Raw genomic sequence first — 13,534 nt, 5'->3', positions numbered from 1 at the left:
CTCGGTCGCGCGGGGCGACTGTGCGCCTGATCACTCGGGCCGTTCCGTCTGGTGGCGGGTGCGGACCGTGGGTGGCTGGTCGCGCAGTTCCCCGCGCCCCCAGGCCGGCCGAGTGGGGCGTCTCACACAGTAGCCCCGCGTCTCGTCGCCCTCCCACAAGTGCAAAGATGGGGCTCGGCAGGACAGGGCCCCCACCACAGGGCCGAAGAAAGAGCGGCCGGACACCAGCCGCCGACCGGTCACCGCTGACCGGCGTGGCGCACATGCATGGAGGACGTGACGTGGCGAACGACGCCAGCACCGTTTTCGACCTAGTGATCCTCGGCGGCGGCAGCGGTGGTTACGCCGCGGCCCTGCGCGGGGCTCAGCTGGGCCTCGACGTCGCCCTGATCGAGAAGGACAAGGTCGGCGGCACCTGCCTGCACCGGGGATGCATCCCCACCAAGGCCCTGCTGCACGCGGGCGAGATCGCCGACCAGGCCCGTGAGAGCGAGCAGTTCGGCGTCAGGGCCACCTTCGAGGGCATCGACATCGCCGGGGTCCACAAGTACAAGGACGGCGTGATCTCCGGCCTGTACAAGGGTCTCCAGGGTCTCGTCGCCTCCCGCAAGGTGACGTACATCGCGGGTGAGGGCCGACTGTCCTCCCCGACCTCCGTCGACGTGAACGGGCAGCGCGTCCAGGGGCGCCACGTCCTGCTGGCGACCGGCTCCGTGCCGAAGTCGCTGCCGGGCCTGGAGATCGACGGCAACCGGATCATCTCCTCCGACCACGCCCTCGTCCTGGACCGCGTGCCGAAGTCCGCGATCATCCTCGGCGGCGGTGTCATCGGCGTCGAGTTCGCCTCCGCGTGGAAGTCCTTCGGCTCGGACGTCACGGTCATCGAGGGTCTGAAGCACCTCGTCCCCGTCGAGGACGAGAACAGCTCGAAGCTTCTTGAGCGCGCCTTCCGCAAGCGCGGCATCAAGTTCAACCTCGGCACCTTCTTCTCCAAGGCCGAGTACACCGCCGACGGCGTCAAGGTCACCCTCGCCGACGGCAAGGAGTTCGAGGCCGAGATCCTGCTCGTCGCCGTCGGCCGCGGCCCGGTCTCGCAGGGTCTGGGCTACGAGGAGCAGGGCGTCGCCATGGACCGCGGCTACGTCCTGGTCGACGAGTACATGCGCACCAACGTGCCGACCATCTCGGCCGTCGGTGACCTCGTCCCGACCCTGCAGCTCGCGCACGTCGGCTTCGCCGAGGGCATCCTGGTGGCGGAGCGTCTGGCCGGGCTGAAGACCGTCCCGATCGACTACGACGGTGTCCCGCGGGTGACGTACTGCCACCCCGAGGTCGCCTCCGTGGGCATCACCGAGGCCAAGGCCAAGGAGATCTACGGCGCGGACAAGGTCGTCGCTCTGAAGTACAACCTGGCGGGCAACGGCAAGAGCAAGATCCTGAACACCTCCGGCGAGATCAAGCTCGTCCAGGTCAAGGACGGTGCCGTGGTCGGCGTCCACATGGTCGGCGACCGCATGGGCGAGCAGGTCGGCGAGGCGCAGCTGATCTACAACTGGGAGGCGCTGCCGGCCGAGGTCGCCCAGCTCATCCACGCCCACCCGACGCAGAACGAGGCGCTCGGGGAGGCCCACCTGGCCCTCGCGGGCAAGCCGCTCCACTCGCACGACTGACTGACCCTCGGTCGAAACACGTCGAAGCGACGACACAGACTTCCGCAATTCGTAAGGAGCAACCGAAACCATGGCGGTTTCCGTAACCCTTCCGGCGCTCGGCGAGAGCGTCACCGAGGGCACTGTCACCCGCTGGCTGAAGGCCGAGGGCGAGCGCGTCGAGGCCGACGAGCCGCTGCTGGAGGTGTCGACCGACAAGGTCGACACCGAGATCCCCTCCCCTGCCGCCGGTGTCCTGGCGTCCATCAAGGTCGCCGAGGACGAGACCGTTGAGGTCGGCGCCGAGCTGGCCGTCATCGACGACGGCACCGGTGCCCCGGCCGCCGCTCCGGCTCCGGCCGCCGAGCAGGTCGCCCCGCCGGCTCCCGAGCCGGCCCCGGCCGCGCAGCCGTCCACCGAGCAGGCCGCCCCCGCTCCGGCCCCGACCGCCGAGGCCGCCGCCGGCGGCGGCTCCGCCGAGGGCACGGACGTCGTCCTGCCCGCGCTCGGCGAGTCCGTCACCGAGGGCACCGTCACCCGCTGGCTGAAGTCGGTCGGCGACACCGTCGAGGCCGACGAGCCGCTGCTCGAGGTCTCCACGGACAAGGTCGACACCGAGATCCCGGCGCCCACCTCCGGTGTGCTGCTCGAGATCACGGTCGGCGAGGACGAGACCGCCGAGGTCGGCGCCAAGCTGGCCGTCATCGGCGCACCGGGTGCGGCTCCGGCCGCTGCCCCGGCCCCCGCCGCTCCGGCGCCCGCCGCCGCTGCCCCGGCCCCGGCTGCCCCGGCCCCGGCTGCCCCGGCGCCCGCTCCGGCCGCCCCGGCCGCGCCCGCCGCCCCGGCTCCGGCCCCGGCCGCTCCGGCCGCCCCGGCCGCCGCCGCTCCGGCCCCGGCCCAGCCCGCGGCTCCGGCTCCCGCCCCGGCCGCTCCGGCCCCGGTCGCCCCGGCTCCGGCCGCTCCGGCGCCCGCCGCCGCGCAGCCCACCGACGAGGGCGCCTACGTCACCCCGCTGGTGCGCAAGCTCGCCGCCGAGAACGGCGTCGACCTGGCCACCGTCAAGGGCACCGGCGTCGGCGGCCGTATCCGCAAGCAGGACGTCGTCGCCGCCGCCGAGGCCGCGAAGGCCGCCGCCGCCGCTCCGGCTCCGGCCGCCGCAGCTCCGGCCGCCGCGAAGAAGGCCCCGGCGCTGGAGGTCTCCCCCCTCCGTGGCCAGACCGTCAAGATGCCGCGCATCCGCAAGGTCATCGGCGACAACATGGTCAAGGCGCTGCACGAGCAGGCCCAGCTGTCCTCGGTCGTCGAGGTCGACGTGACCCGCCTGATGCGTCTGCGCGCCCAGGCCAAGGACTCGTTCGCGGCCCGCGAGGGCGTCAAGCTCTCCCCGATGCCGTTCTTCGTCAAGGCCGCGGCCCAGGCGCTGAAGGCCCACCCGGTCATCAACGCCAAGATCAACGAGGCCGAGGGCACGATCACCTACTTCGACTCCGAGAACATCGGTATCGCGGTGGACTCGGAGAAGGGCCTGATGACCCCGGTCATCAAGGGCGCCGGCGACCTGAACATCGCCGGTATCGCCAAGGCCACGGCCGACCTGGCGGGCAAGGTCCGCGCCAACAAGATCACCCCGGACGAGCTGTCCGGCGCGACCTTCACCATCTCCAACACCGGTTCGCGCGGCGCGCTCTTCGACACGATCATCGTGCCGCCGGGCCAGGTCGCGATCCTCGGCATCGGTGCCACGGTCAAGCGTCCGGCCGTCATCGAGACGGAGGAGGGCACGGTCATCGGCGTCCGCGACATGACGTACCTGACCCTGTCCTACGACCACCGTCTGGTGGACGGCGCCGACGCGGCCCGTTACCTGACCGCGGTCAAGGCGATCCTGGAGGCGGGCGAGTTCGAGGTCGAGCTCGGTCTGTAAGTCTCTCGGTACGTACCGTACGGTGCCCCCGTTCGGAGCCCTCGGGCCTCCGGGCGGGGGCTTCGTACGTTTCGGGGTCGTGTAAGTCTCGTCTCACCTGCGGGAAAGCGCCCCCGCGCGCCTCTGCGGGAGGTGCCGTCGGCCTTATTGTCTAAACGTCGAACGCCCTAGGGGCCGATGGGCGGCCCCTCCCTAAGGAGCCCTCATGACCGCGCCCGTCGTCCACTCGCTGCGCGAGCAGATCCGCGAGCACATCGTGGAGGGGATCGTCAGCGGGCGCTGGAAGCCGGGTGAGCGGATCGTGGAGCGGCGGATCGCCACCGAGCTGGAGGTCAGCCAGACCCCGGTCCGGGAGGCGCTGCGCGAGCTGGAGTCGCTGCGGCTGATCGAGTCCGCGCCGAACAAGGGCGTACGGGTGCGGAACCTGACCGCGGCCGACCTGGAGGAGAGCTACCCGGTCCGGGCCGGTCTGGAAGCGATCGCCGCGGAGCTGGCGGCGCAGAAGCTGGCGGAGGACTGCTCGGCGCTGGAGCCGCACGTGACCGCCCTGTACGAGGCGGACCGCAAGGCGGACGGCACGGGCCAGGTGCGGCACACGGTGGGCTTCCACCGCGAGCTGGTCCGCGCGGCCGGCAACTCCGTCCTGCTGCACACCTGGGAGGGCCTGGGCATCGAGGTGTTCACGGCCCTGTCGATCCGCTGGCTGGGGACGGTGCAGCAGTCGTACGCGGAGGAGCACCAGGCGCTGGTCGAGGCGTTCAAGCGGCGGGATCCGGACATCGGCCGCCTCGTCAAGGAGCATGTGCTGGGCTGCGCTCCCCGCGCGGCCGGCGCCGCCTGACCGGCTTCGCCGGGCCGTGCGGCTGCTTCCCTGGCGTAAGGCTGCTTCCCTGGCCGTAGGGCCGTCCGGGGCATCTGCGCAGGACGTGGCACCTGGAGCCGCTCATACTGAAGGGAGCCGTGTGTTCTCCGGGGCGCCTCTGTCGACCCCCGTCGGCCCTTGGTGGAGGCCGCGTGATCTGGCCAGTGCTCTCCTCGTCCGTACTCTCCCGGCCCGTGCTGGCCGGGACGCTCCGCTCCGCCGCGGGGTTGCTGCGGCCCCCCGGACCTCGGCTCTGGCGGACCGAGGGCGGTGTGCAGGTTCAGGTGCGGTGGCTGGGAGGGCCGGGGACGGCCGGCGCGGCACGCCGGGTCGAGTCGGCGCTGCGCGAGCTGCCGGGGGTGCGTCGCGCCGAGGTGAACGGCACGCTGGGCTGCGTGTACGTCGGCTGCGAGCCGGAGGAGACCGACCTGGAGCGCGTCGCCGCCCTGGTCGCCGAGGCGGACGTGAACGCCGCCGCTTCGCAGAAGGGCCGCGACAGCGAGGGCGAGCCGGGTGCCGGGGCGCGGCGGGTGCGGCGCCCGGTGGGCTTCCCCGGGGCGGCGGGGCCGCTGATCGACGGGGCCGTCCAGATCGGTGCGGGGATGGCGGCGGTCGGCGCGGCGTCGGTGGGCAACCTGCTGCGGCTGCGCGGTCTGCCACCGGTGGTGCTCTCGGTGATCCAGCTCGCCGAGGCGACGCCCCGGCTGCGTGAGGGGGTCGCCCGACGGATCGGTGAGGGGGCAGCCGAGCGGAGTTGGGCCGCGGCGAACCTTGTGCTGAACACGCTGACGCTCCGGCCGGTCGGTGCCGCGGTGGGTGTCGTCCTGGCCGGGGCCCGGTACGCGGAGGCGCAGGCCCGCCGCAGGGCGTGGGAGGAGTGGGCGCGCAGGCTGGCCGCGCACGAGGGGACGTACCGCCATGACGCGGTGCCGTCCCACGAGCGGCCGGTCCCGCTGCCGCCGGGGCCGGCCGAGCGGTACGCCAACGTGGCGGTTCCGGCGTCCCTAGCGGCGTACGGGCTCACCGCCCTCGGCACGCTCAGCCATGACCGGGGGCTGGCGCTGCTGGCCGCCGGGACACCGAGGGGGCCCCGGTTCGGCAAGGAGGCGTTCGCGTCCTCGGTGGCACGGGCGGCGTCCGAGCGGGGAGCGCTGGTGTTGCGGCCGGAGGCGCTGCGCCGTCTCGACCGGATCGACACCGTCGTCCTCGACGCGCGGGTGCTGGCCACCGGCGGCTGGACGGTCGAGAACGTGGTGCGGCTGGCGCCGTCCGGGGAACGGCCGGGCGAGGCGGAGGACGGCGCGGAGGACGGCCCGGGCGACGACGAGATCCACGCGCGGATCCATGAGCTGATCGAGCCGGGCCGGACGTCGCGGTGGCGGCCCGGGCGTGGCCGCGGTCCGGTGCCGCCGCCGCGGCGGGCGGGCTGGGAACTGCGGCCGTTCCCCGGCGCGGACCTTGCCCCCGGGGTGTCCGAGGAGACGGCCGCGCGGGCGGCGCGGTGGGCCGAGGAGGGGGCGCAGGTCCTGCTCGTCCTGCGGGAGGGAACGCCGGTCGCCGTGGCCGGTGTGGCCCCCCAACTGCACGCCTTGGCCCACCACTTGGTGCGTGCGGCGGGTGCGTGCGGCCAGGTGCGGCTGGTGGGCGGGCCGCCCGGGCTGCACCACAGGTTCGGCCTTCCCCCGGCGCTGCCGACCGGGCACCGCCGTACGGCCGCGCTGGTCCGCTCCCTCCAGGCGCAGGGCCGCGGTGTCGCGGTGGTCTCGGCACGGACCCGGCGTGCCCTGACCCGTGCGGATCTGGGCCTCGGCGTGATCACCGGTCCGCGCCATGTCCCGTGGGACGCCCATGTCGCCGCCCCGCCCGATGTCGTCCATCTGCTGCTGACCGCCCTGCCGGAGGCCCGGCGGGTCGACGTGCTCTGCAACCGTCTGGAGGGCGCCGGCGCGCTCACGGGCGCGGCTCTCGCTCTCCTCGTCCCTCGGCGGGCCTGGGCGCGGGTGCGCCTGGTGACGGACGGGGTGACGGTCACGGCGATGACGACGGGCTTCTGGGCGGGCCGGCGGCTGCGCGGCCGCCCGGCGCCGGCGGTCACCGAGCGTACGCCCTGGCACTCCATGACGGTACGTCAGGTGATGACCCGTCTGGGGACCTCCTCCCGTGGGCTGGACGAGGCCGAGGCCGCCCGGCGCCGGCCGTCCGGGGGCCGGGACCGGCGCGCCGGTGCCGTCACCCTCGTCGGCAGGGTCGCGGAGGAGTTGGCCAATCCCCTCACCCCCGTCCTGGCCATCGGCGGCGGCATCTCGGCGGCGCTGGGTTCCGTGGTGGACGCGGTGCTCATCGGCGGGGTGCTGGGGGTGGACGCGCTGGTGGGCGGGGTGCAGCAGCAGAAGGCCGACCATGCGGCGCGGCGTCTGGTCGAGGCGACCTCGGTGCGGGTGCGGGTGCGTCGCGCGGACCGGGCCGAGGCGGTCGAGACGGCCGCCGAGCAGCTGGTCCCCGGCGATGTGGTCGAGTTTCAGGCCGGTGACGCGGTGCCGGCCGACTGCCGGGTGGTGCAGGCGTCGGCTCTGGAGGCCGACGAGTCCAGCCTGACGGGCGAGTCGCTGCCGGTCGTGAAGACGGCCGCGCCCACCGCGGCCCGGGCCGTGGCGGACCGGACCTCGATGCTCTATCAGGGGACGACGGTGGCGGCCGGCCACGCGCTCGCCGTGGTCGTCGCCACCGGCTCGGCCACCGAGGCGGGCAGCGCGGCGGAGTCGGGCCCCGAGGACGGGCCGCCGGAGAGCGGTGTGGAACGGCGGCTGAAGGCGCTGGGCCGGTGGTTCCTGCCGCTGTCCGTCGCCGCGGGAGTCGCCCTCTTCGCCTTCGACCTGCTGCGCAGGCGGCCCCTGGGCGCCGCCCTGGGGTCCGCGGTCAGTCTGTGCGTCGCCGCGGTGCCCGAGGGGCTGCCCTTCGTCGCCACGGTCGCGGAGCTGGCCGCGGCCCGCCGGCTGTCCCGCCGCGACACCCTGGTCCGCAGCGCCTCCACCATCGAGGCGCTGGGGCGTACCGACGTGCTGTGCTTCGACAAGACCGGCACGCTCACCGAGGGCAGGATCAGCCTCCAGCAGGTGTCCGACGGGCTGGAGCAGCGTCCGCCCGACCGGCTCACCCCGGCGCTGCGCCGGGTCCTCGGCACGGCCGCCCTGGCGGGTCCGGTGGGATCGGGGGCGGAGCTCGCCCACCCCACCGACCGTGCCATCGCCGCCGGGGCCCAGCTGCTCGGGGCCGCTCCCGCCCGGGCCGCCGGGTTCGCCTCGGACACCTGGGACCGGGTGGCGGAGCTGCCGTTCGAGCCCGGGCGGGGCTATCACGCCGTGCTGGGCCGTTCCGGCACCCGGGCGCGGATCGTCGTCAAGGGGGCGCCCGAGGTCGTCCTGGCCCGCTGCGACCGGATCCGCCGGAACGGCGGGAGCGAGCCCCTCGACGACCGGCGCCGGGAGGAGTTCGAGGCGGAGGTCGGGCGGCTGGCCCGGCAGGGCCTGCGGGTCCTCGCGGTCGCCGAGGACGTCCTGCCGCCGGGTGCGCCGCAGGACGACACCGCGCTCGCCGGGCTCGCGGACGTCAGCGACGAGGGTCTCGACGGGCTGTGTCTACTGGGCCTGCTGGGCCTCGCGGACCCGGTGCGGGCGACCGCGGCCGAGAGTGTGCGCCGGCTGTCCAAGGCCGGGGTGCGCATCGTCATGGTCACCGGGGACCATCCGAGCACGGCCGCCGCGATCGCCAGGGAGCTGCGGCCCGAGGAGGAGCCGCGGCTGATGACCGGCACGGAGCTGGACGCCCTGGACGACGCCGCGCTCACCCGGACACTGCCGGACATCACGGTGTTCGCCCGGGTCACCCCGGCCCACAAGGTCCGTATCGTGACCGCGCTGCGCTCGGCCGGGCGGACCGTCGCCGTCACGGGTGACGGTGCCAACGACGCGCCCGCCATCCGGATCGCCGACGTCGGCATCGCCCTCGGCTCCCGGGCGACCCCGGCGGCCCGCTCCGCCGCCGACGTGGTGGTCACGGACGATCGCATCGAGACCATCGTGGACGCGATCGTCGAGGGCCGGGCGATGTGGGCCTCGGTGCGCAAGGCGCTGGGCGTCCTGCTCGGCGGCAATGTCGGGGAGATCGTCTTCACCCTGGCGACGAGTCTGCTCACGGGGCGCAGTGCGCTCAACGCGCGCCAGCTGCTCCTGGTCAATCTGCTCACGGACATGCTGCCCGCGATGGCCATCGCCGCCCGGCCTCCGGCCGACCACGCCGACAAGGTGCTGGCGGAGGGGCCCGAGGCCTCGCTCGGGGCGGCCCTCACCCGCCACATCCGGCTGCGGGCCGTCGTCACCACGGCGGCTGCCACCACTGCCTGGGTGGTCGCCCGGGCGACCGGAACCCGGGGGCGCGCCGACACCGTCGCCCTGGTCGCCCTCGTGTCCTCCCAGTTGCTGCAGACGATGGCGGACGCGGGCCGCGATCCGGTGGTCGCCGCGGCCGTGGTGGGGTCCCTGATGGCGCTGGCCGTCGTGGTGACCGTACCGGGACTCAGCCACTTCTTCGGCAGCCGGCCCCTGGGCCCGGTGGGCTGGACGATCGCCCTGGGGTCGGCGGCAGGCTCCGTCGTGCTGCCCGCCGCGGTACGGCGCACCCTTCCGGAAAGGGAAAGTTCACCTGCAGGACATCTTGGTGCCGCCTCCCGGAAGGCCTGAACCCGCACAAAGGAGCAGTCACCGCACGATACGCACGAAAGGCGGCTGAACCGTGCCGCACATCCTGACCCACATCCTGACCCAGGCGGCGATCGCCGTGGTCGAGGCCGCCCTGATCCGCCTCTCCCTCCATCTGTGGAAGGCGCTCACCGCCGGCGGGCGTCCGGCGACCGCCTACGCCTGACCCAACACCGAGCACAGACAGCCCACTTCATTGCCATTTCGTACGATTTGGGCGTTTATCGAGGCTCAGGGTTGGAAGGCGGTGCGGGGAGACCCATTCACTCACGCTCCCCGTACGGGAGGACGCAGATGACTTCCCCGCAATCGCAGCCACAGACCCCGCAAGAACCACCACAGGCCCGGGGAGAGACGACCCAGACCGAAAGGGCCGAGACCGGAACGACCCGGCCCGAGGCGACCCGGACAGCCCCGCCGGTCGCACCGACCGAGCAGCAGGCACCCATGGAGCGGCGCGAGGAGGAGGCACGCGGCCACGAGGGGCCGATGGGCGGCAAGGTCGTGCATCTGCACACCGCGCACCCGCGGGTCTCGATTCCGTACGTGACTCCGGGTGACATGTTCACCGGCGCCCGGGCCGCCACCTCGAAGCTCCCCTCGCCGCGCAAGCTGGCCTACTACGGACTCCTGGGCGGCATGACCGTCGCCGGAGTCCTGGAGTGGCCGGTCGCGGTCGCGGTCGGAGCCGCCACCGAAGTGATCACCCGCGAGCAGGCGTCCCGCAAGCGCGCAGAGCAGGAGGAGCAGCGCCGTCAGGCCGGCGCCGAGCCCCAGGGCCGGACCACGGAACCCGCCAGGCCCAGCCAGACGGCGATGGCCTGACGCGTTCGCAGCGTGTCACGCCGGAGGGGTCCGGACGCCGAACGGCGTTCGGACCCCTCCTCGTTTCGCGACCCGCCCCCTCACACTGGAGCAGGCCCCCGCTCAAACGCTCCCCACCTGCGGAAACCGTGGCGGGCCACGACACCCCGTGCCCCCACCCGAGGCACCGCGTGCCGACTTTCTCGCAATCGAGAGGTTTTGCCCTTCAACCCTTTGATCGATCATCGATCAGGGAGTTACAGTCGCCGACGGGCCGCGCGGCGGAGCCGCACAACGACACCGCACCAGCCCTACGCCCTGTCCTGCCAAAGACCAAGGGCACCCCCGAACCCTTACCGATGAGGGAACCCCCTTCGACTGAGGAAGGCGGCGACATGACCGACCCCAACGCCATCCAGCCGAGCGCGCTCGACCAGCTCCCCGACCGGGACCCGGAGGAGACCGCCGAATGGCAGGCCTCCCTGGACGCGGTCGCCAAGGCGGCCGGGCCGCACCGTGCCGCGTACCTGATGCGGCGCACGCTGGAGCGCGCCGAGGGCAACGGCATCGCGCTGCCCAAGCTGCTCGAGACGGACTACGTCAACACGATCCCCACCGCCGCCGAGCCCGCCGTAGCGGGTGACGAGGCGATGGAGGCCCGGATCACCGCCTGGAACCGCTGGAACGCCGCCGCGATGGTGACCCGGGGCAGCAAACACGGCGTCGGCGGCCACATCGCCACCTTCGCCTCCGCCGCCTGGCTCTACGAGACCGGCTTCAACCACTTCTTCCAGGGCAAGGAGGCCGACGGCTCCGGCGACCAGCTCTACATCCAGGGCCACGCCTCCCCCGGCATCTACGCCCGCGCCTTCCTCGACGGCCGGCTGACCGAGCAGCACCTCGACAACTTCCGCCAGGAGGCCGGCGGCAACGGCCTCCCGTCCTACCCGCACCCCCGCCGCCTGCCCTGGCTGTGGGAGTTCCCGACGGTGTCGATGGGCCTCGGCCCGCTGTCGGCCATCTACCAGGCGCGCTTCAACCGCTACCTCACCAACCGCGGCATCAAGGACGTCTCCGCGTCCCACGTGTGGGCCTTCCTCGGCGACGGCGAGATGGACGAGCCCGAGTCGACGGCCGCGCTCGCGCTGGCCTCCCGCGAGGGCCTGGACAACCTGACCTTCGTCATCAACTGCAACCTGCAGCGCCTCGACGGCCCGGTCCGCGCCAACTTCAAGATCGTGCAGGAGCTGGAGGCCCAGTTCCGCGGCGCCGGCTGGAACGTCATCAAGACACTGTGGGGCTCGGCCTGGGACGAGCTGTTCCAGCTCGACACCACGGGCGCGCTCGTCCGTCGCCTGCGCGAGGTACCCGACGCCCAGGTGCAGACGTACCAGACCCGCGACGCCGCCTACATCCGCCAGGACTTCTTCGGCGCCGACCCCGCGCTCGTCGAGATGGCGAAGCTGCTGAGCGACGACAAGATCCTCGAGTGCTTCCACCTCTCGCGTGGTGGTCACGAGGCGCGCAAGGTGTACGCGGCGTACAAGGCGGCCCTCGACTTCAAGGGCGCGCCGACCGTCATCCTGGCGCAGACCGTCAAGGGCCACACCCTCGGTGCGGGCTTCGCGTCGAAGAACGCCAACCACCAGATGAAGAAGCTGACGGTGGACGAGTTCAAGGCGATGCGTGACCTGCTCGAACTGCCCATCAAGGACAGTGACTTCGTCGACGGGGTCGTCCCCTACGGCCACCCCGGCGCCGACTCCCCCGAGGTGCGCTACCTCCAGGAGCGCCGCGCGGCCCTCGGCGGCCCCGCCCCGGCCCGCCGCGTCCACCCGGTGGCCCCGCTGCCCGCGCCCGCCGAGAAGGCGTTCGCCTCCTTCGACAAGGGCTCGGGCTCGCAGAACGTGGCGACCACGATGGCCTTCGTCCGCCTGATCAAGGACCTCGTCCGCGACAAGGAGACGGGCAAGCGCTGGGTGCCGATCGTGCCGGACGAGGCGCGCACCTTCGGCATGGAGAGCCTCTTCCCGTCCCTCGGGATCTACTCCCCCAAGGGCCAGACGTACGAGCCGGTCGACCGCGACCAGCTGATGTACTACAAGGAGGCCAAGAACGGCCAGATCCTCAACGAGGGGATCACCGAGGCCGGTTCGATGGCCGACTTCATCGCCGCGTCGACCGCGTACTCCACGCACGGCGAAGCGATGATCCCGTTCTACATCTTCTACTCGATGTTCGGCTGGCAGCGCACGGCCGACCAGATGTGGCAGCTCGGCGACCAGCTCGGCCGCGGCTTCCTGGTGGGCGCGACGGCCGGCCGTACGACCCTGACGGGCGAGGGCCTCCAGCACGCCGACGGCCACTCGCCGGTGATCGCGGCGACGAACCCGGCCGCGCTGACGTACGACCCGGCGTTCGCGTACGAGGTCGCGACGATCGTCAAGGACGGTCTGCGCCGCATGTACGGCGAGGCGGCGCCCGATGAGGACCCGAACGTCTTCTACTACCTCACCGTCTACAACGAGCCGCTGCCGCAGCCGGCCAAGCCGTCCGCCCCCGGCATCGACGAAGGCATCGTCAAGGGCCTGTACCGCTTCAACACGGCGGAGTCGGCGGGTGTGGACGTGGCGGCGGCCAACGCGCCCCGCATCCAGCTCCTCGGTTCCGGTACGGCGATCCACTGGGCCCTGGCGGCGCAGAAGCTGCTCGCCGAGGAGTGGGGCGTGGCCGCCGACGTGTGGTCCGCGACCTCCTGGACCGAGCTGCGCCGCGACGCGCTGGAGGCCGACGCGGCCCTGCTGCGCGGCGAGGAGCGCGTCCCGTACGTGCGCCAGGCGCTCCAGGGCGCCGAGGGTCCGGTCCTGGCCGTCTCCGACTACATGCGCCAGGTCCCCGACCAGATCGCGCAGTGGGTCGAGCAGGACTACTCCTCGCTGGGCGCCGACGGCTTCGGCCTCTCGGACACCCGTGAGGCGGCCCGCCGTCACTTCGGCGTCGACGCCGAGTCGATCGTCGTCGCGGCCCTGGCCCAGCTGGCCAGGCGCGGAGAGGTCCAGGCGGCGTCGGTGAAGGAGGCACGCGAGCGGTACGGCCTGTAACCCACCAGGGTTCCGCCCCCGCCGCCCTCACCCTCCCCAGTCCCCAGGGGCCCCGCCCCTCCGCCCCCGCCGGTGGCTCCGCCCCTGGACCCCGGCGGGGCTACGCCCCCGGGGCCCCTGGCGGTGCCCGTGCACCTCACACGGAGCTACCGCCCCCGACCCTCCGCGGGCTCCGCCCCCGGACCCCCGGCGGGACTGCCGCCCCGATCCCGCTTCGGCCCTGAACGGGCCTCGTCCTCAAACGCCGGACGGGCTGAATCACCCCGACCGGCGCTCGATTGCCGACGCCGGACGGGCTGGATCGCCTGAACCGGCACTCGATCACTGACGCCGGACGGGCTGGATCGCCTGGACCGGCGCTCGATCGCTGACGCCGGACGGGTTGGCTTGGGGCTCCTCTTGGCCGACCGAGTCGGGTGGTGGGTGGGCATAGGCCGGGG

At 73.3% G+C, this 13,534-nt stretch carries 7 protein-coding genes; all 7 read left to right on the top strand.

The window, feature by feature from the left end; translation table 11 throughout:
* The first annotated feature begins 281 nt into the window (after positions 1-281).
* The 7 genes from lpdA (at position 282) to aceE (ending at position 13,094) form a co-directional block, all read left to right on the top strand.
* Entirely contained in the window at positions 282-1,670 is a 1,389-nt protein-coding gene (gene lpdA, locus IE263_RS19910; protein WP_189938404.1) for a dihydrolipoyl dehydrogenase, read from the top strand.
* Between the two features lie 70 nt (positions 1,671-1,740).
* Positions 1,741-3,573: a 2-oxoglutarate dehydrogenase, E2 component, dihydrolipoamide succinyltransferase gene (sucB, locus tag IE263_RS19905; RefSeq protein WP_189938402.1), complete on the top strand. Its 1,833-nt coding sequence runs from the start codon at positions 1,741-1,743 to the stop codon at positions 3,571-3,573.
* Between the two features lie 205 nt (positions 3,574-3,778).
* Positions 3,779-4,414 (top strand): GntR family transcriptional regulator, encoded by a 636-nt coding sequence (locus IE263_RS19900; protein WP_189938400.1) that lies wholly within the window; start codon positions 3,779-3,781, stop codon positions 4,412-4,414.
* A gap of 173 nt (positions 4,415-4,587) precedes the next feature.
* The gene (locus IE263_RS49750) at positions 4,588-9,171 is read left to right on the top strand and encodes a cation-translocating P-type ATPase (RefSeq protein WP_308430633.1); all 4,584 of its coding nucleotides are present in this window, start codon (positions 4,588-4,590) and stop codon (positions 9,169-9,171) included.
* Positions 9,172-9,223: 52 nt separating this feature from the next.
* Positions 9,224-9,355, top strand: coding sequence for a hypothetical protein (locus IE263_RS49535; RefSeq protein ID WP_268256045.1), 132 nt, complete (start codon positions 9,224-9,226; stop codon positions 9,353-9,355).
* Between the two features lie 128 nt (positions 9,356-9,483).
* On the top strand, positions 9,484-10,014 hold the full coding sequence (locus IE263_RS19890; protein WP_189938398.1) for a hypothetical protein: 531 nt from the start codon (positions 9,484-9,486) through the stop codon (positions 10,012-10,014).
* A 374-nt stretch (positions 10,015-10,388) separates the two neighbouring features.
* Entirely contained in the window at positions 10,389-13,094 is a 2,706-nt protein-coding gene (aceE, locus tag IE263_RS19885; RefSeq protein ID WP_189938396.1) for a pyruvate dehydrogenase (acetyl-transferring), homodimeric type, read from the top strand.
* Positions 13,095-13,534: the final 440 nt, after the last annotated feature.

The sequence above is a fragment of the Streptomyces aurantiogriseus genome (assembly GCF_014649375.1).
Classification (GTDB): Bacteria; Actinomycetota; Actinomycetes; order Streptomycetales; family Streptomycetaceae; genus Streptomyces; species Streptomyces aurantiogriseus.
The sequence above is the reverse complement of the archived record's forward strand: the minus strand, read 5'-3'. Positions and strand labels throughout refer to the sequence as shown.

Coding starts and splice junctions, on each gene's coding strand:
- sucB (WP_189938402.1), top strand. CDS start 1,741: ATGGCGGTTTCCGTAACCCTTCCGGCGCTCGGCGAGAGCGTCACCGAG.
- IE263_RS19900 (WP_189938400.1), top strand. CDS start 3,779: ATGACCGCGCCCGTCGTCCACTCGCTGCGCGAGCAGATCCGCGAGCAC.
- IE263_RS19890 (WP_189938398.1), top strand. CDS start 9,484: ATGACTTCCCCGCAATCGCAGCCACAGACCCCGCAAGAACCACCACAG.
- aceE (WP_189938396.1), top strand. CDS start 10,389: ATGACCGACCCCAACGCCATCCAGCCGAGCGCGCTCGACCAGCTCCCC.